Origin of the sequence: Paenibacillus sp. E222 (genome assembly GCF_013401555.1) — a bacterium.
In the GTDB taxonomy this organism is placed as follows: Bacteria; Bacillota; Bacilli; order Paenibacillales; family Paenibacillaceae; genus Paenibacillus.
In genome coordinates this window covers 3541789-3566814 of the sequence record NZ_CP058552.1, presented here as the reverse complement: position 1 = coordinate 3566814, position 25026 = coordinate 3541789, and the positions used below count along the sequence as shown (strand labels likewise).

Annotated in this window: 30 protein-coding genes, 1 tRNA gene and 1 pseudogene; 7 read left to right on the top strand and 25 right to left on the bottom strand. The window is 46.1% G+C overall.

Annotation, left to right across the window (positions count from 1 at the left end):
- Positions 1–10: 10 nt before the first annotated feature.
- Together ytxJ and HW560_RS16065 are read right to left on the bottom strand one after the other, a co-directional pair.
- Positions 11–358: a bacillithiol system redox-active protein YtxJ gene (gene ytxJ, locus HW560_RS16070; RefSeq protein WP_090901119.1), complete on the bottom strand. Its 348-nt coding sequence runs from the start codon at positions 356–358 to the stop codon at positions 11–13.
- Between the two features lie 122 nt (positions 359–480).
- Positions 481–894 carry a hypothetical protein gene (locus tag HW560_RS16065; protein WP_090901122.1) on the bottom strand — a complete coding sequence of 138 codons (414 nt, stop codon included), beginning with the start codon at positions 892–894 and terminating at the stop codon, positions 481–483.
- Between the two features lie 271 nt (positions 895–1165).
- Here HW560_RS16065 and HW560_RS16060 point away from each other — a divergent pair, with 271 nt between their 5' ends.
- Positions 1166–1693, top strand: coding sequence for a type 1 glutamine amidotransferase domain-containing protein (locus tag HW560_RS16060; protein WP_090901125.1), 528 nt, complete (start codon positions 1166–1168; stop codon positions 1691–1693).
- A 115-nt stretch (positions 1694–1808) separates the two neighbouring features.
- On the opposite strand, the gene ptsP is transcribed toward HW560_RS16060, so the two are convergent.
- From ptsP to aroA, 4 genes are all read right to left on the bottom strand, one after another.
- Entirely contained in the window at positions 1809–3569 is a 1761-nt protein-coding gene (ptsP, locus tag HW560_RS16055) for a phosphoenolpyruvate--protein phosphotransferase (RefSeq protein ID WP_090901128.1), read from the bottom strand.
- Entirely contained in the window at positions 3566–5446 is a 1881-nt protein-coding gene (locus tag HW560_RS16050; protein WP_063565571.1) for a glucose PTS transporter subunit IIA, read from the bottom strand. Before HW560_RS16050 ends, ptsP begins: the two co-directional genes overlap by 4 nt.
- A 150-nt stretch (positions 5447–5596) precedes the next feature.
- Entirely contained in the window at positions 5597–6031 is a 435-nt protein-coding gene (locus HW560_RS16045; protein WP_024631155.1) for a CoA-binding protein, read from the bottom strand.
- A gap of 110 nt (positions 6032–6141) precedes the next feature.
- The gene (gene aroA / locus HW560_RS16040; protein WP_090901131.1) at positions 6142–7437 is read right to left on the bottom strand and encodes a 3-phosphoshikimate 1-carboxyvinyltransferase; all 1296 of its coding nucleotides are present in this window, start codon (positions 7435–7437) and stop codon (positions 6142–6144) included.
- A 164-nt stretch (positions 7438–7601) separates the two neighbouring features.
- On the opposite strand from aroA, the gene HW560_RS16035 reads away from it, so the two are divergent.
- The gene (locus tag HW560_RS16035; RefSeq protein ID WP_090901134.1) at positions 7602–7907 is read left to right on the top strand and encodes a rhodanese-like domain-containing protein; all 306 of its coding nucleotides are present in this window, start codon (positions 7602–7604) and stop codon (positions 7905–7907) included.
- A gap of 197 nt (positions 7908–8104) precedes the next feature.
- On the opposite strand, the gene HW560_RS16030 is transcribed toward HW560_RS16035, so the two are convergent.
- From HW560_RS16030 to HW560_RS16015, 4 genes are all read right to left on the bottom strand, one after another.
- Positions 8105–8614, bottom strand: a complete 510-nt coding sequence (locus tag HW560_RS16030; RefSeq protein WP_256222175.1) for a shikimate kinase — start codon at positions 8612–8614, stop codon at positions 8105–8107.
- A 327-nt stretch (positions 8615–8941) separates the two neighbouring features.
- Entirely contained in the window at positions 8942–10351 is a 1410-nt protein-coding gene (gene gndA, locus HW560_RS16025) for an NADP-dependent phosphogluconate dehydrogenase (RefSeq protein ID WP_179263887.1), read from the bottom strand.
- Positions 10352–10521: 170 nt separating this feature from the next.
- Positions 10522–11121 carry a hypothetical protein gene (locus tag HW560_RS16020; RefSeq protein WP_090901140.1) on the bottom strand — a complete coding sequence of 200 codons (600 nt, stop codon included), beginning with the start codon at positions 11119–11121 and terminating at the stop codon, positions 10522–10524.
- A 301-nt stretch (positions 11122–11422) separates the two neighbouring features.
- Positions 11423–12715: an MFS transporter gene (locus tag HW560_RS16015; protein ID WP_090901144.1), complete on the bottom strand. Its 1293-nt coding sequence runs from the start codon at positions 12713–12715 to the stop codon at positions 11423–11425.
- 295 nt (positions 12716–13010) lie between these two features.
- On the opposite strand from HW560_RS16015, the gene HW560_RS16010 reads away from it, so the two are divergent.
- Positions 13011–14486 (top strand): aminotransferase class I/II-fold pyridoxal phosphate-dependent enzyme, encoded by a 1476-nt coding sequence (locus HW560_RS16010; protein WP_090902557.1) that lies wholly within the window; start codon positions 13011–13013, stop codon positions 14484–14486.
- A gap of 238 nt (positions 14487–14724) precedes the next feature.
- Here the strand turns inward: HW560_RS16010 and HW560_RS16005 are convergent, their stop codons facing one another.
- From HW560_RS16005 to HW560_RS15965, 9 genes and pseudogenes are all read right to left on the bottom strand, one after another.
- Positions 14725–15042 (bottom strand): DUF1292 domain-containing protein, encoded by a 318-nt coding sequence (locus HW560_RS16005; RefSeq protein WP_063565566.1) that lies wholly within the window; start codon positions 15040–15042, stop codon positions 14725–14727.
- Between the two features lie 97 nt (positions 15043–15139).
- The gene (locus HW560_RS16000) at positions 15140–15694 is read right to left on the bottom strand and encodes a stalk domain-containing protein (RefSeq protein ID WP_090901148.1); all 555 of its coding nucleotides are present in this window, start codon (positions 15692–15694) and stop codon (positions 15140–15142) included.
- Between the two features lie 228 nt (positions 15695–15922).
- A complete protein-coding gene (locus HW560_RS15995) occupies positions 15923–16120 on the bottom strand; it encodes a hypothetical protein (protein WP_090901151.1) in 198 nt (65 codons plus the stop codon).
- Positions 16121–16220: 100 nt separating this feature from the next.
- Positions 16221–16960 (bottom strand): annotated as a pseudogene (locus HW560_RS15990) (SDR family oxidoreductase).
- Complete coding sequence (locus HW560_RS15985) at positions 16961–17452, bottom strand: TetR/AcrR family transcriptional regulator (RefSeq protein ID WP_143067040.1); 492 nt, start codon at positions 17450–17452, stop codon at positions 16961–16963. It lies immediately after the preceding pseudogene.
- A gap of 92 nt (positions 17453–17544) precedes the next feature.
- On the bottom strand, positions 17545–17724 hold the full coding sequence (locus HW560_RS15980) for a hypothetical protein (protein WP_064636548.1): 180 nt from the start codon (positions 17722–17724) through the stop codon (positions 17545–17547).
- 86 nt (positions 17725–17810) lie between these two features.
- Complete coding sequence (locus tag HW560_RS15975; protein ID WP_090901160.1) at positions 17811–18371, bottom strand: YdhK family protein; 561 nt, start codon at positions 18369–18371, stop codon at positions 17811–17813.
- Positions 18372–18615: 244 nt separating this feature from the next.
- Positions 18616–19035, bottom strand: coding sequence for an organic hydroperoxide resistance protein (locus HW560_RS15970; RefSeq protein ID WP_064636540.1), 420 nt, complete (start codon positions 19033–19035; stop codon positions 18616–18618).
- 218 nt (positions 19036–19253) lie between these two features.
- On the bottom strand, positions 19254–20450 hold the full coding sequence (locus tag HW560_RS15965; protein WP_179263885.1) for an NADH-dependent flavin oxidoreductase: 1197 nt from the start codon (positions 20448–20450) through the stop codon (positions 19254–19256).
- 126 nt (positions 20451–20576) lie between these two features.
- On the opposite strand from HW560_RS15965, the gene HW560_RS15960 reads away from it, so the two are divergent.
- On the top strand, positions 20577–20912 hold the full coding sequence (locus tag HW560_RS15960) for a winged helix-turn-helix transcriptional regulator (RefSeq protein ID WP_179263883.1): 336 nt from the start codon (positions 20577–20579) through the stop codon (positions 20910–20912).
- A gap of 332 nt (positions 20913–21244) precedes the next feature.
- Here the strand turns inward: HW560_RS15960 and HW560_RS15955 are convergent, their stop codons facing one another.
- The gene (locus tag HW560_RS15955; RefSeq protein WP_179263881.1) at positions 21245–21655 is read right to left on the bottom strand and encodes a hypothetical protein; all 411 of its coding nucleotides are present in this window, start codon (positions 21653–21655) and stop codon (positions 21245–21247) included.
- Between the two features lie 269 nt (positions 21656–21924).
- Positions 21925–21997, bottom strand: a tRNA-Val gene (locus HW560_RS15950).
- 144 nt (positions 21998–22141) lie between these two features.
- Between HW560_RS15950 and HW560_RS15945 the strand changes: the two genes are divergently transcribed.
- From HW560_RS15945 to HW560_RS15935, 3 genes are all read left to right on the top strand, one after another.
- The gene (locus HW560_RS15945; RefSeq protein WP_090901166.1) at positions 22142–22396 is read left to right on the top strand and encodes a hypothetical protein; all 255 of its coding nucleotides are present in this window, start codon (positions 22142–22144) and stop codon (positions 22394–22396) included.
- 236 nt (positions 22397–22632) lie between these two features.
- Positions 22633–23076: a GNAT family N-acetyltransferase gene (locus tag HW560_RS15940; protein WP_090901168.1), complete on the top strand. Its 444-nt coding sequence runs from the start codon at positions 22633–22635 to the stop codon at positions 23074–23076.
- Positions 23077–23186: 110 nt separating this feature from the next.
- Positions 23187–23423 carry a DUF3892 domain-containing protein gene (locus HW560_RS15935; protein WP_179263880.1) on the top strand — a complete coding sequence of 79 codons (237 nt, stop codon included), beginning with the start codon at positions 23187–23189 and terminating at the stop codon, positions 23421–23423.
- A 60-nt stretch (positions 23424–23483) separates the two neighbouring features.
- Here HW560_RS15935 and HW560_RS15930 read toward each other — a convergent pair whose 3' ends face one another.
- From HW560_RS15930 to HW560_RS15915, 4 genes are all read right to left on the bottom strand, one after another.
- Positions 23484–23765: a hypothetical protein gene (locus HW560_RS15930; protein WP_179263879.1), complete on the bottom strand. Its 282-nt coding sequence runs from the start codon at positions 23763–23765 to the stop codon at positions 23484–23486.
- Entirely contained in the window at positions 23759–23971 is a 213-nt protein-coding gene (locus tag HW560_RS15925) for a hypothetical protein (RefSeq protein WP_064636528.1), read from the bottom strand. Before HW560_RS15925 ends, HW560_RS15930 begins: the two co-directional genes overlap by 7 nt.
- Before the next feature lie 168 nt (positions 23972–24139).
- Entirely contained in the window at positions 24140–24460 is a 321-nt protein-coding gene (locus tag HW560_RS15920; protein WP_064636525.1) for a DUF3889 domain-containing protein, read from the bottom strand.
- A 53-nt stretch (positions 24461–24513) separates the two neighbouring features.
- The gene (locus HW560_RS15915; protein WP_179263878.1) at positions 24514–24810 is read right to left on the bottom strand and encodes a hypothetical protein; all 297 of its coding nucleotides are present in this window, start codon (positions 24808–24810) and stop codon (positions 24514–24516) included.
- Between the last annotated feature and the right edge of the window lie 216 nt (positions 24811–25026).

Genomic DNA, 25026 nt, shown 5'->3' with positions numbered 1-25026 from the left:
AAAATAGGCTTTAGGACTCACGCAGTGCTTTCGTGATTGTGGTTGAAGTAATATCCGAGTGGGAAGTATGCCATACAGGAATTCCCTTTTTGACTAGAATCGCCTGCGGAGATTCGTGCTTAACACCCAGCTTGTCCGCTGCTTCATTGGATACAGGGCGGTCTTCCACTACATAGATGATACCGTATTTCACTTGTTCATTTGGACTATTTTGCAAATAATTGTTCATCTCCTGATAGGCGTTCGCACTGATCGGGCAGCGTGTACTGTGCTTAAACAGAAGCAAAGGTTGATCCTCGGTAGCCTCCACTGCGGAGTTTAGCTGTTCAATACTTGTCATTTTAGTCATGTCAGCCATTTGATATACATCCCCCTTTACCAGGATTACCGCTATGTTGAGCGTTTTCACTCTACGATATCTTAACAAAAAGCGGGCGAAAAAGCCAATTTTCATGAAAACAAGCATTTTGCACGTCAAAATTAGACAGCATTCGAGAAGTGCGCCTGCCATACAAAGCCGGATAATTGACCTAATCTGCGCTGTGTTGTCTCGATCCATTCTTCATCATTAGAGTTTTGGGCGTAACCCATAATATCCAGCAGCAGGTTAATTCTCTCCTCCACAGCACGTTGCATCCGATGCTCCATCTCACGGTCCGTAGCGTCCGGCCAGGCCAGCAGCTGTTCATGAAAGAGATCCGCAAGTTCATTTCGCTCTCCAAATGATACATCCTGTTTCGCAGGCTGTTCACCAAGTGTACTGATGCACTCTTTCAAATCCGGCTTGACCGGCTGAAGCACTTCATAGGAAACGCAATCCGTACAAGCAAATACAGGTACGTTACGAATCTCCACCTTTTTGGCATATACCACCGTTCTTAATTCCAGTTCCATTACATGTCCGCATCTGCACGTCTTACGCACAGTCATCACCCCATTCGTTCCATACTCTTATACAGATACCATTCGACCTATTTCCGCTCAAATCCTGCTATACACCATAGGTTGCACAAATTACCACCGTCTCCAGAAGAAGGTTGTCGAATGTAGGCGTTCATTGAGTTGTAATCGCTTCCCCGATCGCTAGATTGCATGACGATGAAGTCACCTTGATAATCTGTTACAATAAAGACGCTATGTGCTAATTACCGCAAAAGGAGAGATGATGATGAGATTAACAGGCAAAAAAGTCATCGCCCTGGTCGATGAGGAATTCGAAGATCTGGAACTGTGGTATCCGGTGCATCGTGTCCGTGAAGAAGGCGCTGAGGTGCATCTCGCCGGAGAGAAGAAAGGCAAAACCTACATTGGTAAATATGGTGTTCCCGCCGAGGCGGAATACAGTTTTGATGAACTCGATAGTTCACAATATGATGGTATTCTTGTACCCGGCGGCTGGGCACCGGACAAGCTTCGTCGCTATCCTAAAGTACTTGAACTCGTCAAGGAAATGCATGTGGATCGTAAGCCGATTGGACAGATCTGTCATGCAGGCTGGGTACTGATATCCGCCAAAATACTGGACGGGGTTACGGTGACTTCTACACCAGGCATCCGGGATGACATGGAAAACGCGGGAGCCATCTGGAAAGATGAAGCCGTTGTTGTGGATGGACACATCATTTCAGCTCGTCGTCCACCTGACCTTCCGCCGTATGGCAAAGCATTTTGCGATGCCCTTGCTGAAAAATAAAACAAAGCCCCTCGCCAATATGGCGTGGGGCTTTATCGTTGAAATAAGACTATTTTCCAAAACTATACAAAAGTTAATATTTTCACTTAAAGGTATTTATTTGAAAATATCCTATTCAAGATGCGTTCGATCCACTCTGTTCATCCGGACTGCCCATCGAATCATTGAAGACCTGCAAACGCTGTTCGATATCTGCACTTGTCCGCAAAGTGAAGCAATCATGAGCTGCCTCTTTGGCAGCAGCAGCCGTCGTATTCAATACCCTGTGCTTCACACGCAGCAAAGATTGTGGAGACATGCTCAGATTGCTGATCCCCAGCTCCAGCCATAGGGGAATCGAGCGCTCGTCTCCTGCCATCTCTCCGCATACACTGACATCAATGCCTGCCGTGTGAGCCGCCTCCACTGTTGCACGAAGCATGCGCAGTACAGCCGGGTGATACGGATGATACATATGTGCAATCTGCTCATTCATTCGGTCCACAGCCAGTACATATTGCACTAGATCATTGGTACCAATACTGAAGAAATCAGCTTCCTCGGCAAGCAGATCGGCTATCATCACCGCTGCGGGAACCTCAATCATGATGCCCACCTGAATATGCGGATCGTACGGCAATTCTCGCTCGTCCAGATCAGACATCGCTTCACGCAGGATTTCATTGGCCTCCTGAAGTTCTTCTACCGAAGAAATCATCGGGTACATAATTTTGACATTGCCCGCAGCACTGGCACGCAGAATGGCTGTGAGCTGCGTTTTGAAAAGATCTTTGCGGTCCAGACTGATCCGAATCGCACGATATCCGAGAAATGGATTATCTTCTTCTGGCAGTTCAAAGTAATCTAGCTGCTTGTCACCACCAATATCTAGCGTACGAATAACGACAGACTGACCTGCAGTTTTCTCAGCGACAAGACGATAGACCTCATACTGTTCCTGCTCACCAGGGAACGTAGCACGGTCCATGTATAGGAACTCTGTCCGGAACAACCCCACGCCCTTCGCCCCATGTTTCAGTGCCATATCCAGTTCCTTGACGGAACTGATGTTAGAAGCCAGATGCAGAACGGAACCGTCTTTAGTTACGGCATCCACTGTTGCAAGTACCTGCAGCTGTTCTTTTTTCTTCAGTTGTTTGCTGCGAATCATCGTGTAACGTTCAATCGTCTTGCGGTCCGGCTCCGTAAAGACGAGGCCGTTATCTCCATCGACAACCAACATATCTCCGGTCTCTACCGGCATGCCAAGACTCGCCTCCAGACCGGAAACGAGAGGAATGCCAAGGGCACGAGCCATAATTGCCGAATGTGACGTTTTGCCTCCGATAAGTGTCACAATGCCCAGCACGTGGCTTGGATTCAAATGCGCCAATTGAGAGGGCGACAGCTCTTTGGCCACGAGTATATAAGGCTGGGTATCCGATGGGAGCGTAATTTCCGGTGCGCCCAGCAGATGTTTTAACAGACGGTTACCCACATCCTTAATGTCGATCGCCCGCTCCTTCATATACTCGTCGTCAAGCAGATCGAACATGGTGACAAAATGATCAATGGCTTCTTTGACGGCTACTTCTGCTGCTTTGTACTGCCGTTCAATAATGCCGCGAATTTCGTTCATGAACACCGGATCTTCCAGAATAGCCAGATGCGCATCAAAGATGCTGGACTCTTCAGGACCGACCACTTCCTTGAACTCGTTCTTGATATATTCAATCTCATCCTTCGATGTCCGTATGCCCTCGTACAGCCGTTCGAACTCTTGGGCGAGATCCACTGAATCCATCTTCTGATCCGGCAGATCCCATTCCCAACTGGGCAGGACAAATGCTTTGCCGATGGCTATGCCTGCAGCGCCGTTGATGCCTTGTATCTTCATTCTACCCCTCCAACGTTCCTGTCATAGAGCACCACGGACATAACGGATGCCTGACCTTTCTTAACTTGCTTAAATGGAGCAAAGCTCCATGATTTGACACGATCGGGATTCGTGATCACCATTGGTGTCGTCAGCGATGCCGCCTCGGCTCGCAGTACAGCTAGGTCAAACTTGATTAACAACTGCCCCGGCTCCACCGTGTCCCCTTCCTGAACAAAGGCTTCAAAGTGGCCTTTCAGTTGGGAAGTGTCGATACCGATATGCAGCAGCACCTCAAGCCCTTCCCGAGTCGAAATGCCCAAGGCATGCATTGTCGGATACATGTGCATAATCGTTCCGTACACAGGCGAGACCAGCTCTCCCTTTTCCGGGACAAAGGCTACACCATCGCCCACAAGCTTGGCTGCAAATATCTGATCCGGCACCTCTTCAATCGGCAGCATTTTACCCTGCACAGGCGCACAGAACAGAACTTGTTGCAGATCCCGTTCAAGCAGCTTCGCAATCTCTTCCCGGATTAATTCCGAATAGGTGCCAAATACCACTTGTACGTTACCGCCACCCAGCTTGATCAGCCCTGCAGACCCCATACTCTTCATTGCACCTGTATCGATTAATCGATCATTATGCACGGTGAGTCGAAGTCGTGTAATGCAGGCCTCTACCTGCACAATGTTTTCTTTCCCGCCCAATGCTTCCAAAATGAGAGGAGCTTGATAAGGAATGTTACCTACCCAATCTTCCAGCATGGACCCCTCTTCGCGTCCTGGAGTTGGAATCTTGAACGTGCGAATCGCCCACCTAAACAGGAAATAATAGACCAACCCATATAGTATGCCAATCGGTATGAGCTTCCAAGCATTCTCCGATAGATGGAAATTGAGTATGTAGTCAATAATGCCAGCCGAGTAGGAGAACCCATGGCGTATATCAAGCCAGTAACTGATCCACATCGCAAGTCCCGACATGACTGCATGCACGATGAACAGATAGGGTGCCGCAAACAAAAAGGCAAACTCAATCTGCTCCGATACCCCTGTCAGAAAACAAACAAGTGCGGAAGTAAGAAATGTTTTTTTGATTTTCGGCTTCAGGTCTTCCCTTGCCTCCTGAATAATCGCAAAGGCAATCGCTGGAATCGCAAACATCATGATCGGGAATAACCCGGCCATAAAATACCCTGCTGTTGGATCACCCGCAAAAAATCGCGGCAAATCCCCTTGCACAATATTGCCGTCTGCTGTTTCATACGTCCCCAGTTGGAACCAGAACACATTGTTCAGCAGATGATGCAGTCCGAAGGCCACCAACACCCTGTACAGGACCCCATATATAAACAGCCCAAAACCGCCGAGACTGTATTCCCAGGTGGCGATGGCGTTCAATGCATGTTGCAAAATGGGTGCGATCCATAACATAAAGAAGGAGAACAGTGCCGAGCACAGCCCTACGATGAGCAAAACAAACCTGGAACCACCGAAAAACTGTAAGATTTCGGGCAGTTTAATACTTTTGAACCGATTATGCGTCACCCCGGCAAGTGCACCGAGAATAATTCCGATTAAGGAAGCAGGTTGAACGGTGCCATCCCCGAAATTGCGAGTCACCTGATCATATATCACAATACCAGCCAGAGCAGCGAGTCCCGCTTGTCCGGCCTGGTTGGAGAGTCCCAGCGCTACACCGACAGCGAACAAATACGGCAAAAAATAAAAAATACCGTGTCCGGCCACGGTAGACACTTCACCAACAACTTTCAATCCCCAGGCGTCCCAGGGCAAACTGCCAACACTCAGCAAAATTGCGGCGGCGGGAAGGACCATTGTAGGCAGCATTACCGCTCGTCCGAGCTGCTGCAAGGATCCGAGCCAATTCATGGCGACCTCTCCTTTCTATCCTAGATGGTAAGCTTTACGCAACGTTTTGTCAAAGCAAAACAGTAACCTGTTGGTCATTTATTCAATATTCCAAGTATACAACAGAAAAATCCCGTCAACTCGAGGTTAACGGGATTAAGTGATCGAGATTTAACCGCGTCCAGCACCGCGCAGAACGATGGAATCCTCTACCTTGATACAACGATTCGTTACCGCTGTCATGCCGTTCTCAGCAGCAATCTGTACGGCTTCATCGCTGTGGATACCAAGCTGAAGCCACAGTACATTTGCTTTGATCGCCGCAGCTTCACGAGCGACATCTGCGCAATATTCATCGCGGCGGAATACGTTCACGATATCTACCGGCTCAGGGATATCCGCGAGGGTTGCATATACTGTCTCACCGAGAATCTCACCTTGTACCTGTGGATTTACCGGGATGATGCGATAACCTCTGCTTTGCATCGCTTCCGCTACCATATAGGAAGTGCGATCTGATTTGTCCGATAAGCCGACGACTGCAATGTTGCCTGCCTTGCGCAAAATTTGTCCAATTTCTTCACGAGTAGGATTGTTAAATTCCATGTTCAAGCACCATCCTTTTCTGCTTAAAGTGCGTGTTCAAAAAGACCGGTTTTCAGTACCGAGAAGATGGGATGAAGCGGTTTTTTGAACAACTTCTTAAACGTGTTATTTTACTCTTTTACCCATTGAACCGAGGCGCCAAGCGCCTGCAAATGATCGAAATATTGGGGATAAGACTTGGCTACATGGTGTGCATCCCGAATACGAAGCGGTTCTTTGGAACGCAGACCAACAACGGTCAGTGCCATAATTACGCGATGATCGTAGTGAGCGTTAATCTCAACGCCGCCTTCGACGCCTTCCGGACGACCGTGTACGATAATCTCGGCCTGACGTTCCTCTACATTGGCTCCTGCCTTCCGCAGTTCGTTCAAATAATCCGTAATTCGGTCACATTCCTTGTAACGTAAGTTCTCTACATTATAGAACCGTGAGGTGCCTTCCGCAAACACAGCAGCCGCTACCATCGCCAAAACCGCGTCTGTGGCGGCATCTCCGTCGAATTCCACGGCTTTCAATCTCCCGTTTCCTTGAACATGTACCACATCGTTCTCATGCGTCAACGGCACTTCCATCATGCGCAGAACGTCAACAATGGCACGCTCACCCTGTTTGCTCTGTTCCATCAATCGCAAAATTTTAACATCCGATTGAGTAACAGCCGCTGCCGCGAGGACTGCAGCTGAACCCGGATAGTCTCCTTGAACGGTATATGTTTGCGGTTTATAGGCTTGACCGCCAGGTACGCGGAAGGACATGTAATCATCACTCGCATGAATGACGATGCCCGCCTGTTCCAATACTTCCAGCGTCTGACCGATGACCACTTTGGATTTCAAGTCGTTTAATACTTCAATCGTGCTGTCTTCGGCCAAAAGAGGAGTTACAAACAGCAACGCGCTCAAATACTGGGAGCTGACCGAACCGGATACACGGATATGTCCACCCTTGGCCTGACCCCCTTTGATTGTAATTGGCAAGCGTCCTTGTTCATGCTGCACCTCAACGCCGAGCTGACCAAGTGCATCGATCAGGTCATCATGTGGGCGTTTGCCAAGAGAATCCGGGTACGTATTTACAAACGTAACCTCTGGACAAAGTGCCGTTATCCCCATCAGGAAACGCAGTACTGCACCCGCATTACCTACATTTAATTCACGCACATCACGCGGATGGCTGCCGAAGCCTTGGATAACGATTTTGCTATCATCTTCTTCAAGAACCGCTCCAAGATCACGAATACATCTGCGCATAGCGTCACTATCTTCACTATGAGCCGGGTAATGGATCGTACTTGTGCCATCTGCCAGCGCAGCAGCAAGCAAGTAGCGTGTGGTGTAGTTTTTGGAAGACAAAGCTCCAATTTCCCCGTTCAGAGATGGGGTTGGTTTAACGATAACGTCCATGGATGAAATTCTCCTTCATTGATCATAATGTGCTTCGTTAGATGATCCTGTTACCTATTTGGTTCAGGATACATGCGGTGATGTTGAACTGCCAAATTGACATTCCATACATCGCTTGGGTATCATTATAGGCGTTAAGTCCATACAGAAAAGAGGACCTGAATATGACACAAATTGCTGAAATTGAACCTTCTGAGCTGCGCCGCCGTTTGCAGGCGGGAGAGAAGCTGCAGATGATAGACGTCCGTGAGGACGATGAAGTCGCACAAGGCATGATCGAGGGCGCCAAGCACATCCCGCTTGGACAGATTCCGGACAGACTGTCCGAAATTCAAAAGTCCGGTGAGATTGTTCTAATCTGCCGCAGTGGATACCGTAGCGAGCGTGCCTGTGAGTACTTGCAGCAGCTCGGATATGATGGCTGCACCAATATGGTTGGCGGCATGCTGCAATGGCAAGAGGAAGAATAAAGAGCATCAGGATCGGGGTTAAAGGTTAGGATAAAATAGCTGTATTCAGCATTTTTCTATAACCACTGTGCATTCTGATCCTTACCGTCAGTCAAACGGGCCAATCGGCCCGTTTTTCACTTCAATCTACTGCGGTAACACGTCCCCATTCACCACTTTAAATCCGTCGGCATATCTTCCTCCACATAATTACAAGCTTAGACGCGGTAATGCGCTAAAATTAAACGAGTCACTTCAGAAGCGGATAACTCAGTTGTATCCACTGTGTAATGTGCAAACCGATATGCGTCCTTCCGTTCCTGCATAATCGTCTGAATACGTTCCTCGGCATTGCCTGCCAAGAGCGGACGGTTATCACAGCCGCTGACGCGTTCTACGATCACTGCCGGATCCGCAGTCAGGGCAACCACCCAGCCGTTCTTCGACATAACATCACAGTTGTCCGAACGCAGAACCACACCGCCTCCGGTTGCAATCACCTGCGCCTTTTTCTCTAACACCGAGCACAACATGCGACTCTCGGCATCGCGAAAATACGTCTCTCCCTTGCCTGTGAACAATTCAGGAATCGTACAGCCTTCCTCTTTTTCCACCGCGGCGTCCACATCAATCAGTCGGTAACCCAGCTCGCGTGCGAGCATGTCAGCAACGGTTGATTTGCCAGTTCCCATCATGCCGATGAGAATAATATTGTTAGACTTGCTCAAGGTGTACACTCCTTTAATTCAAGCAATTCGTGAGCACTTTTGTCCTATCATAACACAGCCCTGCGGACGGGGGAAGGCCATAGTGACCGACTTCCTTATAAGCATCCGCAAGCAATTCCAGAGCATATCGAAGCATGTCCATGTACTCCAAACGATTTCAACGAACTCAGATCAGCTTACACATACGATAAAAAAGAGACCTGGAGCTCATCGGTATGAACCGACTCTCCAAGTCCCCTTTCCAAGCTTCTGTCCATGCCTAGCTTCAAGCCAAGGCCCCTCATTCAGGACACTTTAGCCAGATTTCACGGACTTGCGTATACGCTACTATTCCATCCAGTTGTGGTGGAAGCCGCCTTCTTTGTCCAGACGTTTGAACGTATGAGCGCCAAAGTAGTCACGTTGTGCTTGCAGCAGGTTTGCAGGCAAACGCTCTGTACGGTAGCTATCGTAGTAGGACAATGCGCTGGAGAACCCAGGAACCGGAACGCCTTGAGTTACCGCAGCAGCTACAACTTCACGCCATGCACCTTGGTAGGATTCAACAATGTTTTGGAAGTATGGATCCAGAAGCAGGTTTTTCAGTGCTGCATCTTTGTCATACGCTTCTTTAATGTTTTGCAGGAACTGGGAACGGATGATGCAGCCACCACGGAAGATCATGGCGATGTTGCCGTATTTCAGATCCCAGCCATACTCGTCGGAAGCTGCGCGCATTTGGGCAAAGCCTTGTGCGTAGGATACGATTTTACTTGCAAACAGGGCTTTGCGAACATTCTCGATGAACGCTTTTTTGTCGCCAGAGAACGCTTCAGTTGCTGGTCCATTCAGAATTTTGCTAGCTGCTACACGCTCGTCCTTCATAGCAGACAGGAAACGGGAGAATACGGATTCCGTAATCATGGACAATGGAACGCCGAGATCCAACGCGCTTTGGCTTGTCCATTTACCTGTTCCTTTTTGTCCAGCCGCGTCCAGAATGACGTCAACCATTGGTTTGCCTGTTTCTGGATCATATTTGGAGAAGATATCTGCAGTGATTTCGATCAGGTAGCTGTCCAGCTCCCCTTGATTCCACTCGGTGAAGATCTCATGCAACTCTTCAACGGATACGTTCAATACAGATTTGAGCAAGTGGTAAGCTTCACCAATCAACTGCATATCTCCGTACTCGATACCGTTATGCACCATTTTCACATAGTGTCCGGCACCGTCCGGTCCGATGTATGTACAACAAGGATCGTCCCCGACTTTGGCCGAAATGGCTGTCAGGATCGGTTCAACCAGCTTGTACGCACTCTCTTGTCCACCTGGCATAATTGCCGGGCCTTTCAACGCGCCTTCTTCCCCACCGGATACACCTGTACCGATGAAGCGAATGCCTTTGTCTTCCAGCTCTTTGCTGCGACGTTGGGTGTCAGGGAAGTATGCGTTACCGCCATCAATAATGATGTCGCCCTCATCCAAATGAGGAAGCAGTTGTTCAATGGTAGCGTCGGTTGCATAACCAGCTTGTACCATAATCAGGATTTTGCGCGGGGATTCCAGGGATGCCACAAACTCTTCAATAGAGAATGTGCCTGTCAGGTTTTTACCTTCGGCTTCTTTCAGAAGATCGTTGGTTTTCTCCGGGGAACGGTTAAATACCGATACCGTGAAACCTCTGCTTTCAATGTTAAGGGCCAAATTTTTGCCCATTACTGCAAGTCCAATGACACCGATCTGTTGTTTCGCCATCTGGTCCTCCATCCTTTGCTCCAATTAATTTTATTGAATGAATTCTCAACAATACCCCCATTTTAACGGTTTTACGCATAGAAGTGAACCCCGGACCATGGTCGCACAGCGATAAAACACCCCAATTACCTGAGGTGTTCATCGTATTTTCATAAATACAGCGTTATATGTCAGCCTTCCAGCATCAACAGGTGCCCTGACAACTGCTTTAAGACTTTCCGACAGGCATTTGCTTTTTCGATATTATCCATCTGAATGGCGGCATACAGACGCTCCAGTTCATCATCCACTTCCATGCGCAGCAGCATGAGTCGCTCCTCACCTTCGCGCGAGAGGAACATTTCTTCCATCTCTTCCGCCGTCGGCGCAGGTTCCTTTTGAAAAATAACACGCTGTTTGAACCCGGATACTTCAACGAGACGAATGACTTCACCGAACAAAATATTCTCCACGGTCATCTGTTGATCCTTAAACCGTTTCACAACGGCATGCCCGCGTGTATCCCCAATCAGCTTCTCTAACCATTCCGCAAGCTTTGCGTCCTTGATAATATAATCTCCCGTCATCTTGTAATTCCCGCTGCGCGTCTGTTGAAAACGGAGCTTTACCAGCTTGCGTCCGGTGCGGACTGACAGAATAAAAAAGGATTCGTCCTCGCTCCAATATAGTGAATACCCCTCACGAATAAGGTCTTTGATCAAATTTTGGATATGCCGACGGTTGAACCGCAGCTCCAGATTGCAATATTCAACTTCATAACTCTTATTCACGGCACTCCCTCCATCTGTACCGGAGATGCTCCGGCCATCTTCTTCAATCGCTTCTACTCAATCGGCTTACCCTATTTTATACTTCATTTTATGTAAGGGTACTTGGTTATTTGACTATTTTTCACCGATTGATCCGAAGGATCGCAGCTTTCCGCAGATGCACAGGGGCAAGCTCCCGTTTTTCATGATATAATGGCCGCGAAATGGAGGCATTTTAGCAATCAAAAAGGGAGTTCCACAACCTGTACGGTTGTTGGAACTCCCTTTTTTAATAGATCAACCTTACCAGACTTCAATCGCATCATTTGGCAGGAGCTGTACGATACGGTTTACGGGATAACACATAATGCACAACAGCAAGTCCAGCCATAACGACAGCACTTCCGATAAATGGCGCAGGATGACTAATGTGATCCCACAGCAGACCGGATACAATCGGCCCTACGACCATGCCTGATCCCTGAAGGGTCAAGAAGAAACCCCAGATCGCTCCGCGTTCTCCTTTGGGAATCAATGTGGCTACAAACGCATTCCAGGCTGGGAGAATCATCGCATAGCTAACGCCAACCAGCATGACGATGCCGAACACAACAGGAATGGACGTAATGGAAGAAAAAGCAAACAGACTTGCTGCTGCCATCAAAAAACCGATGTTCAGGAACGGTGCCGTTCCAAACCGATCTACCATTTTCCCTACAGGCAGCAGTGCAATGACCGTGATGCCACCACCGGCTATCAGCAACAAGCTGTACAGGTTGGGCGAGATGTGCAGGTCTGTGCGAGTGTATAGCGTAAGCACGGGACTGAGCAGGCCAATAACAAAAGACTGCATAAACAGTGCAGGATATACGAGCGGATTCACATTAAGGGTGCTGCGTACCCGCTGCAATGTGCCCTGGACACTGTTTTTGAGTCGGATGAAAGGCGTAAGAATATTCGGTTTAGCCGGATATTTCATATCTGCCCGGCTGGTCTCACTTTGCGCATGCTCTCCCTCAACAACGACACGTCCGGGTAGAACTAAGGCGACCAGAATAACCAGGATTGCAACACCCATCAACACCAGGAAAATGGTGCGGTAATCGTGATGCGTCCGCTCCAGCAGCCAGTTCATGCCGATCGGCCCAAGTCCAGTGCCCCCAAGAGCCGCCATCTCCAGCGCGCCCATGGCTGTACCGTTTTTGTTCTGCGGCCCCGACATCGCGGTCACGCCTGTCATGGCGCAAGGCCAAAGGGGTGACGTACCAATTCCAAGAATGAGACAAGCCATGGCAAGTCCAAATGCACTTTTGAAGAATATAATCATGATTACAGCAACTAATGTACAAATTAGGGCCGTCACCATTGTCGCGCGGAACCCAATCCGTTCTGCAGCCCAGCCAGAGGGAGCCCGGAACAGATTATCTCCCAAATATTGAAGGGCAAAGGCCACACCAATCACGCCAGCGGACAAGCCCAGAATATTGTCCATATACACGGGCAAAATAGCGACCAGCAGGGCACCCTTAATGATTTCAACTAGAAAAAGCGTTAGCCACATGGCGATAAAAAAAGGTGATCGCAAGATTTTGGCTGGTTTTGTATTGGTTTGCATTCTTTTTCCCCTTTCGATGCTCGCTTGCCCATCTCCTATCCTTACTGTAACCCTCGGGGATGTGTCCAAATCTCAGCAATTCGAAAAATTGTCAAGCAATACTGCTTGCATTCGGTTCTTAATTTGCTATACTCAAATTTGTTTGAGATTACAATATGATAAGTTTTCAGCGAAGCTGAACTTAAATCCGTGATCGCAAGAATAACATCCGCTATATGCGGTCTGTCTTCATAGAATTTACGTCGAAAGACGTTTTTCTTACAAATTATAATTAGGAAAGGTTGTGACAGCACTGATGGATCACCGCCGTACGCCGCTGTTTACCGCTTTAAAAAATCACGCGGCACTCAATCCGGTGCAATTTCATATTCCGGGACATAAAAAAGGATTGGGAACGGATACCGAATTTCGTGAATTTATCGGCGATAATGCCCTCTCCATAGATTTGATTAACATCGCACCGCTAGATGATTTGCATCAGCCAACCGGTGTCATTGAGGAAGCGCAGATTCTGGCAGCCGATGCCTTCGGAGCCGATTATACCTATTTTAGTGTGCAAGGCACAAGCAGTGCCATCATGACCATGATTTTGTCCGTATGTGAGCCGGGTGACAAGATTATTGTGCCCCGTAATGTGCATAAGTCGGTCATGTCTGCCATCATTTTCTCAGGAGCGAAACCTGTGTTCGTCTCTCCTGCGCAGGATGCCAATCTAGGGATCGATCACGGTGTCACTACGGGCGCGATCCGACGTGCTCTTGAGCGTCATCCTGATGCCAAGGCACTGCTCGTCATTAACCCAACGTACTTCGGCGTATGTACCGATCTGAAAGAAATTGTTGAACTGGCGCATAGCTATCAAGTCCCAGTACTTGTGGATGAAGCGCATGGCGTACTCATTCATTTCCATGAAGATCTGCCACTCTCAGCTATGGCCGCCGGGGCTGATATGGCTGCAACAAGTGTACACAAGCTGGGTGGATCCATGACTCAGAGTTCTGTACTTAACCTGAACACGAAGAATGGATATGTCAATCCGCAACGTGTACAAACCATTTTGAGTATGTTGACTTCGACGTCGACTTCTTACATCCTGCTGGCTTCGCTCGACACGTCGAGACGTAATCTGGCTCTGAATGGCCATCAGATGGCACAGAAAGCTATTGATCTGGCTGAGTTTGCAAGACGCTCCATTAATGATATGGACGGTCTGTATTGCTTCGGCAGAGAGCTCCTGGGCACAGAGGCTACCTTTAATTACGACCCAACCAAAGTAACTGTTCATGTTCGCCACCTTGGAATTACAGGCTACGAAACAGAGAACTGGCTACGTGAGCATTACAAAATCGAGGTGGAGCTCAGTGATATGTATAATATTCTTTGCCTCATCACGCCGGGAGATACGGATGATTCGGTAGAAATCTTGCTGAGCGCCCTGCAAGATCTATCCCGTACGTATTATCAAGTGAATCCAGCTCATGAGTTGGTGGTCAAGGTTCCAGATGTGCCACAGCTGATGCTGACTCCACGTGATGCGTTCTATGGTGATACCGAAGTCATTCCTTTCAAGGAATCCGCGGGCCGGATTATTTCGGAATTCATCTACGTTTATCCGCCAGGAATTCCGATTCTGCTTCCAGGTGAGGTTATCACTCAGGAAAACATCGACTACATCATTGATCATGTTGAAGTTGGTTTGCCTGTAAAAGGACCTGAAGACCGTAGCGTAACTAACGTAAAAGTCATCGTAGAAGCAGATGCAATTTTCTAGAACAGCCACCTCTAAATGAGGTTGATCGATCTCTAAGGCCAAGCGGGATGCTTGGCCTTTTTATTTTTTCTCCACCCATACTTGTCCTGCCTTGGGCTTATGATCGCTGTATCGTTTGCATTTTCCCACCTATTTCACTGTCCCTATGACAAGAAAAAACAGCAGATACACCTAATAAAAAGCAAACAAAAGGCCCCCTGTGATCAAGGAGCCTTCTTGCTTTATTCCAAAAGGATGACTATTCTTGGCTTGCAACGAGTTCGTTGTACGCCGCTTCAACACGGGTCCACTCTTCTTCGTCTTCAATATTGTAGAGCACCATTTCCTCGTCTTCTTCTTCCATACGCAGAATGATGCCGTCAGCTTCAGGATTGTTACGTTCCAGCAGGAGCGCATAAACATGCTTCTCCACGTCAAACGTCTCCACCAAAACCATTTCCACGTCATTTCCGTTCTCGTCTGTCAGTGTCAGAAGAACTTCTTCATGCTCGTGGTCGTGGTCGTGGTCTTGACCGCATCCGCAGGCATCGCCGTGTTCATGTGTGTGATCGCTCATTGATATACCTCGCTTTATAAATAGAAATTGTGTAACCTTGCATATCGTAACATGTTCAATGGTTCAGGTCAATTTAACCGACAAGGTTATTTTTGCTTCAATCGTTCAGCGCGGTAATGATTTTCTCGGCTGCCAGCACATAACCACTGTTTGCATTTTCTTTAATATAAAAACCGATTTGGTACTTACCAGCCCGGCTAAAATCATACGTAAAATCGTACGTTCGGAACCAGAAGTTATCCTTCTGTGTCTTAAGCTCCTGGGATTGAATATCCTTAACCTCACCACTTGGGTTGGTAATCGTCACCTTTACAGCAGCTATATCCGTTGTCAAACTATCGACTTGTGAGAACACATTAAATTTCAACTTACCCACGTTCACGTTGCCAAACACGGTATCTCCCTTGAAGAGAAAAATATGTACATTCGGTTTGATAACCGTTACTCTCTTGTTTGTGCTATCCCATCTGGCGATTCCGCCCGCTTCCCTTACAGGTACATAGGTCGTTCCGTCAATCAGATAACCACCGTCAGCTGCTTCCTTGCCGTTTATGAGAACCCGAATCTTCTCGTTCACTGAATCTGCAAACAATAAAGACCCGCCGAGCAAGGAGAATACCGTGACACACAGCAAAATTCTTTTCCATTTCATTCCGTCAATATTCCCTCCCCTGCTGCTAGCTGTTGTACATTTATACTGCAGACTCATCCACAAAGTTGCGCTGTTTTTCATCATTTTTCATTTTTTATCCAGAATATTTTCCACCCCTTGGAACGATCAAAAAGAGGCGTACCCTGTTAAAGGACGCCCCTATAGTATAGTTATTGGCAATGCGTAATTATGCGAATTTCTTGTGGATCAATTTTATTATGCTGCTGACTACGAGGTATGACGAGTCAATATACAAGGTACGCCCTTGCCTACAGCTCCATCGGTTCGCATCCGTGCTGCATAATCCATTCCTCGTGTACAGGGGGTCTTGCAGCGCTCACATACATCCGAAGTAACCAACTTCATGGATACACGAAGTTTGTCACTCTTTAACACGGGAGCCTTTTTTCCCTTTGCTTTTGCCATCCCGGATTCCCCATTTCCCCAATTACTTGCTGATGTAATGCATCATATGGGGATTCGCCCGGTTGTGTGTCAAAAAGAGTAAACTTCGTGCATGATATAATTAAATGAAGCCACCGTTTGCACGCAGCGTCTGTCCTGTGACCCATTGCGACTCTGCACTGACAAGGAAAGAGATCACATTGGCAATGTCCTCTGGCTCACCCAGACGACCAAATGCATTCATTTTACGCAGCCCTTCGAGCTGTTGCTCCGTCTTTCCGACTGAAAACAATTCGGTATTCACCGGACCTGGTGCAACGGCATTAATGGTGATTTGTTTGGAGCCAAATTCCTTCGCGAGCTGACGAGTAATCTGTTCAACTGCACCTTTGGTACCTGCGTACACGCTGTATCCCGGAAACATCTGTCCGTTTACGGAAGTGGAGAAGTTAACGATTCGGCCCTGATCCTCCATGTGTTTCAATGCTTGCTGACAAGCAAAAAATGTACCTTTAACATTGATGGCAAACTGCTGATCGAATTCTTCCTCAGTCACATCTGCCAGAGGCGTCGTTTTCATGATGCCTGCATTGTTGATCAGAATATCAACTTTTCCAAGCTGGCTAATCGTCTCGGAAAATAAACGCTCCACATCTTCCTTCCGAGCAAGGTCAGCCTGAACGGTAATGGCACGCACTCCTTTTTGACGAGCAATATCTGCCACCTGTTCTGCTTTATCGGGACTGCTCGCATAGTTAATGACGACATCTGCGCCCAATTCAGCGAGTTGCTCTGCAATAGCACGTCCAATCCCCGGGATGAGCCAGTTACAATGGCCACTTTACCTGTTAGCTTTTTCATTTACGATGACTCCCTCTCTTGTTCCAAATGTAATAATCCCTTTTCGATCAACAACCACACCTGCTCAAATTCCGCATCAATTGCAGGGCTTTGCCATTCGTAGACGTGTGCCGGATGATGAAAACGAGCGGTAGCTTGAAGAATCGCCGCAGCAAGCACATCTGGGTTGTTGAATTGGAATGGGTTCTCCTGCTGGATGATCTCACTCAAATGACGCACCAGATGCTGCACATGTTTATTGATAATATCTGCTGATTCCTGGGTTACCCGTGCGTACATCTCAAACAACTCTGCATCGGATTCGGCATAATGACGTTTACGAGCGATTAATGCTTCTATATATACTTTTAGATGACGTGTGCCCTCTCTGTTATAACTCTGATCCTTAGTTATTGCCGTCCAAGGCGCGATAATCTCATCTTCAAGCCATTGTGCAGTCACGCCTTCAAGTAATTCTTTCTTGCTTTCGTGACAAATATTTATTTTTGTCATTTGTTATTCGGTTGATGATTTATATGTACGAGCGTAAAAAAAAGAGCCCATGTAATATGGCCCTTATCCAAAGTTTTAATGTTTAATCTTTTCTAGAAAACGAACTTAAACAATACGAAGATCACCGCAAGTATCCCAGCGAGAATGAGCCAGTTGCTGATTTCCCACCAAATGCTTTTTCCTCCGGCTAAAAGCTGTTGTTCATTTTCTTCATGGCGCTGTTTGTGTGTATGTGATTCCGAAGCATGGGGCGGCTTGCTAAAGTCCATCATATACATTCCCCTTTCCAGCAACTTTAATCTTATAGTTCCAGTATAACCCATAATTGAGTGAAAATTTGTTTATTCATTAAAATATATTATTGAATAGACAATTCTTCTTCCGTGACCCATTTATGATTCTTCACCGGATCTCCGCCTGTGGTCGGGTTATAATCAACCATGTATACCGTCGTTTGCTCAGCAGAGTCAATCGTTGCCTTGGCACCTTTCATTCCAGACATGTGATCAGCATTCAGCACAACCTCTGCTCCTGCTGCATACGGTTGATCCGTATGGTCCTGAATTTCCTCTTGGATCACCCATTTATGATTTTTCACAATGTCTCCCCCTGTGGTGGGTGTGTACGAGACTGCATACGCTGTCGTCTCATAGGCCCCCACAATGGTCGCTTCTGCACCCTTCATTCCAGCCATATGGTCCGTACTCATCACGGCCTGGCTGCCCACTGGATATGTAGGATTTTTCTTTTCCTGCAGCCCTTCCGGTAATTCTCCCGAATCCGAGTGGTGCATCATTCCTGTACTCATTGCATGACTGTCACTACTGCTATTATCCTGCCCAGCATTCTTGCCACATCCACTTAACATCAGACTGCCCGTGATCACCGTAGTCAGCAATATCATTGCATACTTTTTCATGAGTTGCACTCCTTTGAACTTTCGATTTCTACTCTTATAATATACCCCATATGGGTATATTTCAATCGTAATTGATTTCATTACCTATTTATTGGTTGTCGCTGCAAAGTTAAAGAGCATATCAAAAAAACCTCCGATTTCTCGGAGGCCTTCAGGTAGTTTAGACCGTATTTTAGATACGTGCTTCAGACTTCAACAATGAAGTTCAAACTAACGGTTGAATTGACTTGGCTTGGCTTAATGATTAAGCTAGCCCAACGGTAACATTGACGTTCCCTTTGATGCCTTTGGAATATGGGCAGTAGTCATGAGCAAGTTTGACAAATTTCTGTGCTGTCTCCTCATCCAGACCTTCAATTTTAACTTCAAGTTCCACTTCCAGTTTCACACCATTATCCGTAGGGTCTGTCACAAGCATAACCGTAGCCGATACCGTGCTTCTCTCAATTTCGACTTTGTGTTTCTTCAACTGAAACTCCAGCGCCGAATTAAAGCAAGCACTGTAGCCTGCTGCAAACAATTGCTCTGGATTCGTAGCTGTCGTCACTTTGCCTCCCAGTTCAGGCGGGGCAGCGACATCAAGCATAAATACGTTATCTGGCGATTGCACAATCCCTTGACGTCCACCTGTATTAATAACTGTAGTTTCATATAATGTTTTCATGAGTATTGGCTCCTCTGTATGTTTAGATTTTATTTTGTAAAGGTACATCTCTTTTGTATTGCTAACAATTACATTGTACACAATTAAATTGTGTTTGTAAATCATTATTATAAAAAAACAACCACTTCCTCATGTAATACAAGGAAATGGTTGCTCCGTAATTGATACATATTTATTAATGATCCAAAAGTTGAATCCACCTTAATATATATTAACTTTTACATCTTCTTCTCAAAGCCCTCCATCGGTGCAAGCGAATTCTGGTAATCAGTCCCTTCCTGACTGTCGGTAGTTAAGTGCATAACCTCCCGAAACGAACCTTCTAGATAAGTCTGCATTGCCAATGGAATGCGCAGTTCATCCATATCAGACGGAGATATTTGGTAACGAATGCTGCCAAGGTCGCCTGCTTTTACCTTCTGTACCCATTTCGGCTCGCGAATCAATTCCCGTCCGAGTGCAGCCAAAGTTGCCCCCGCGTTGACAACTTCTTCTGCGTCTTCCGGCCGCTCAATCGATCCAATACCGATCAGAGGTTTTTTTTGATCCAGAACCCGAACGAATTTAGTTAAGATCGGCTCCTTGTCATCGGGTTGGTTTAAAGAGGTTCGTTTGTAACTTCCCATCGACAAATGAATGTAATCAACCCGAGTGTTCGTCAGAGCCTGGGCAAAAGCCAGGGAGTCTTCGAGCTGGATGCCCGGCATATGAATTTCTTCGGGTGAAATCCGATAACCGAGGATGAAGGGTTTATCCACATGGGCATCGATAACCGATGCAACCTCCTGAATGACTGCCAGCGGAAATCGCATACGATTTTCAAAGCTGCCACCCCACTGATCGGACCGTTGATTGGAATTGACGGAGAAAAATTGCTGCAACAGATACGTGTTGGCCCCGTGAAGCTCTACTCCGTCAAAACCAGCTTGTATGGCCCGCAAGGTTGCCCTGCCGAAGTCCTTAATAATGCTTTCGATTTCCTCAGGTGTTAATTCACGCGGCGTCTCCGAGTCGATTGGATGTGCGGCAGCGATTGCACTCGCACTGGTGGGTTGTACACCTCTTAGCGTTTTGGAGTTTGTTTTGCGCCCTGCATGAAAGATTTGTACAACGGCTTTCGTTCCGTCTTTCTGAATGGCTCTTGCAATTTTGGACAGTCCTTTGACTGTAGAATCACTTGCAATGGAAAGCTCACCTTCGAAGCCTTTTCCTCCATCGGTTACATACGCAACACCTGTAATGATCATCCCAGGGCCACCCGCCCGTTCGGCATAATAATCGACTTCATCATTGGTGATGGAACCATCGAAGAAACTGGACATCGTTGTCATTGGCGCCATGACCACTCTATTTTTCAGCGTAAAACCATTCGCAAATGTATAAGGCTGCAAGAAATTACGATTATTATTTTCCATACATATCTCTCCTTTTATTAGGCTTGTTCAGCCTTGTCTCTGTTTCATGAGTTATTGTATAGTAGGGTGAAATGAGAGTATAGTATGCACTTAAAAGGTAGATACTATCTAAAAGGAGAGTGGAATATGGAAACTGCTGAGGAAGTAAACGTTAGACCATTCACACATGCCATGTCGTTGATCGGTGGAAAATGGAAAATGCATATTTTGTTTTGGTTATGGAAAAAAGAAACATTGCGATATGGAGAATTGAAAAGAGCCTTGGATGGAATTACACATAAAATGTTAAGCTCTCAACTGAAGGAATTAGAGGCCGATCAATTAATTATTCGTACAGAGTACCCACAATTACCGCCAAAAGTAGAATACTCTTTGTCTCGTGAAGGATTAACGCTGATGCCTGTGCTGGAGATTCTCTGCGATTGGGGTAGACAGAATCTTGCTGATTTGCAGAAGAATTAGTGAAAGGGTTGACGCGAAGGATGTTTTCCCTCTCTACTTCAGTGGTATGACTACTACGTAAGGCTCTGTCGTTTTAATCCGTAGTGATCGAACGACTGCCCCTACCATTTAAGGTAATCTAGTAGGAGCAATGAGAAGCTATGACTAATATTGGTGACAAAACGCAAATTAAGGTTACTATATTAGTGGAGTAAGGGAAGATTTTGAACCTTACAAGACTCCAAGACTGGTGGATTCAGTCTTACTGTTATCAGTAATATAGTCATTCAGCTATTTTGGCTCGAACATACAAAAAACTACCTTTTCTAGTTCTGGTGGTTAAGTTCACCTTATTATCTTGTAATTACCGCACTACGCTCAGCTATCATTATCCGTATTGCAATATATATCATTGTACAACCAAGAGAAATAATAGGAATTTTAGAATCAATAGAGGCTTGATCAATTCTGCAAAAATCTGCTACATTACCAAAGATGTCATAACACATTCGGAAAATTTCAGATTCCGGGAAGAGTGCTAAAATTCCTATGGCTGCAGAAATAATATAAATAAAGCACCCAACATACTTTAATACTTTAGAAAAGGTATTTGATGAGAGACTTCGAGAAGCATGAATCATATCTCCAATAAAAAATGTTAGTCCAGCTAGTGATAAACATGTGCAAACTTGCCCTGATGCTTTCATTAAAAATCCGAAGGTGCAAACAATACAACCAATTGCTATTAGAGATGCCTTAGACATTTATTATTCCCCACTTTTTATTTCTGATCTTGCCAACTCAATTAATAAATATTCGTTCAAATATATAGATGGAAAAATTAGAGATCTAATCCTTTTTTTCAAATCATTATTCCCCTGAGATTTTGTACCTGTCTGATCAACTTAAAATTAATTAAAACTGATAAGTTGATTTTCTGTGACCTCGAACGTTTGATCATAATTATAATGTAATCAACAAACCACACCCACCACAAAGAAAAAAGCCCTTTCTGTGCAAGGACTTTTACGTATGATCTGTAGTGGGCTCGAACCACTGACCCCTACCCTGTCAAGATAGTGCTCTCCCAGCTGAGCTAACAGATCATGATATTTAATTGTTTGCCAATCAAGTAACAGTATCATACCAAGTAACCGTGTTCATTGTCAATCGTTATATTGGTAATATTTTATTCGAATTGGTGCACAATAAAGGAATGATTACCATTTTGATGACGAGGTGACTTCCATATGAGGAATATGAGAGAACGTAAGCTGCGTTTCATTATCACTGCCAAAAACGTAGCCTGTCTGATTGCGCTTGTTGCATTAATATACGTTTCTGTCGGTTGCAGTTTGGAACGGGATGAACATACCGTACAATTTCAACAGTTAAAAGAGCCCAAAGAGGTGAATGATGACCTGCCCGTTTGGCTGGATGTGTATTCCAAGTCTGTTGTGCATGACGTGTACTCCCCACAAGGCAATGTTGAAGTCTTACCCTGAGGAACAGGATGTCGCATTTCACTCATCTTCGTCCCACTTCTTGGAGTACGCCTTCTTGGTCACATAATACAACAAAGCAATCATGCCGGCCGCCATTAAAAGGGTGATTGCCATCACTCCTGCCATACCCATGGTTCATCCCTCCTCTCCCAGTATGTTCCAGTCTTAACTATACAGGAAAAGCATTTTTTTGTATAATTCAGTCTGATAGCGTAGAGCAGAAAGAAGGTATAGAATTGGCAGCTGAGATTAGTTATGTAACTACTGAAGAACAACTTCAGGAAGCATTGGATATTCGCAATCATGTTTTTGTCATCGAGCAGCAGGTGCCTGCTGACATTGAGATCGATCAATATGATATCATCAGCCCTGATGTGCATCACGTATTGTTAAGTACAGATGGACAGGCTGTAGCTACAGGGCGTCTGATCTATTACACCAAGGATACCGCCAAAATGCAGCGTATCGCTGTTCTCAAATCTCATCGTGCTTTCGGCTACGGGCGTGTGCTGCTGTTAGCCATGGAAGAACGGGCACGCGAATTGGGACTTTCCTACTCTGTTTTGGACGCACAATGCCAGGCGCAGAAGTTCTACGAAAAGCTCGGATATGAAGTAATCTCGGAAGAGCCTTTTTATGATGCAGACATTCTGCATGTTCGGATGCAAAAGAGCCTGTAAATTATCACTGCGAGCGATATGAAGCCATGCTATGCATACTTTTTTTTGATCCGGACAGGCTAAAGAGGAAACCAGATTCCTATTTGGTCAAATAAGGAGAGTGTGACATCATGGATCAAACGACACGCGAAAGCTTCACAGCAGTACAAAAAAATGGTGACGGTGATCTGACAGCGTTCCAAACTTCATCCGGACGTGTGCTGGACTACCAACAAGCACTGGCAGAAGTCAAAGCAGGAGCAATTGCAGGTGTAAACGTCTTTAAAGGCAGAGACGGCGAAATGTACATTCGCGGTGATGCAGACGGCGACCCAACCAATAACCTTGATCAACTTCCTATCTTCTAATAGATGTATGCTGCCTCACATGGCGCCAATCCGGCATTCCGGGTTGGCGTTTTTTACGTTTTAATATTCGGTAAAATATTTCACGGCATCTCCAGCGGGTGGGCTTTTACGAATGGGCTGTTGTTCCTGCTCCCATGCTTGCAGAATTAATATGCCTTCCAGCGTAGACTTGTTTTCCCACACAATATGCTGCCTGCGCTCAAGCTCCAGCAGTGACTCATGAATGAACGCCTTGCTTCTGCCCGTCTTATTCTCCAACTCATCCATTCGTGGCACCCGGCGACGCTGCCCCGCATAATTAACAATAATACGCAAAATTTTGCGTTCAAAATCATTCAGCATATTTCTTCCTTCCCTTCCTTATGGAGTACGGGACGCCATGCCAGAATACCTTGTTCCAGAAATGTTCGGGGTGCCCCCTCTTTCCCTGCGGATGCTCTAATCTTCCCTTCCCGCACACTGTTGATTCGAATCTGCCGCTGTGTAATATGCCCTGCACGATCCATGTAGACGAGTTCAACCATCTGACCAATATATTTCCCTAGCATAATCATCCCTCCAATAAGAACATGTGTTTGTTTTATTATTATATGCGAACATAAGTTCTTTATTCAACAACTAAAAAAAGGATTTTTTTGAAATTAAAAAACCAGACTCACTCCCTTTTACAGAGAAGTCTGGTTCCTATCTTTCTTGCTGTGCAGTTCTTGTTCAGTTCAACGTCGATCCGATTCCGTGAATTGTACTTTTTTCAGCTGCTGGGTAGACGGGTTAAAATCGACATTCACAAATACAGCAAATTGTTTACCGTCTTTATTACGTACCCATAACTTGAACTGTTCACGGGATTGGTCTGCTGTTAACGAGGTGCGGCCAATGTGTTTGTAATCCAAGATGTCCACGTTGTACTTGGTTTGCGTTTCCTTCACTGCAATGATTCCCCACTTCGCATAATCCGGAATTGCCGTTGCTGAACTTGTTGCTAGTCCACTTAAACTTAGTATCACCGTCATCAGGGCTACGATGAGCATTCTCATATCATTCACTCCTTGGGCAATGTTTACGTTAGCCTGCCCTGTAGAAGTTTATTTTACACCAGTAGACGAATGATAAACGTAATTGGTTGCTGGAGCGATTGAATCGTACTAATCGCCATCTTATACCGTTCAATTGGTGATTTGAAGCTCATCCCCAAGTCACCCTCCAATAAAAGATTTCGCGGTAGTGGATCTTCCGGCTTTTCCAAACCGTACTTTTCTATAAGCTCATCTCGTGTTTGTTGATCCAATTCACTCGGATAATTTGCATATGCTGCCGTAACATCGCTACATCCAAAAACGACAAGCAGCAGGACACCCCATCCCACCATAATCCAACGTTTGCGCACTCTCAGTTCTCCTTCATTTAAATCAGATAATGACAACCATACTTAACTTCATTCGTCCTGATTGTACATAAATAACATGGGATTGGAAATAACAAATGCAGGCATCATTACATACGCCTTAAGCCTCATTTGCAAAATTATGGGTTTAGCGTATCCGATAAACGTGTAATAGGCCATGACAGCATCACTTCATTATTCTGAGCAATCATTTCGAGG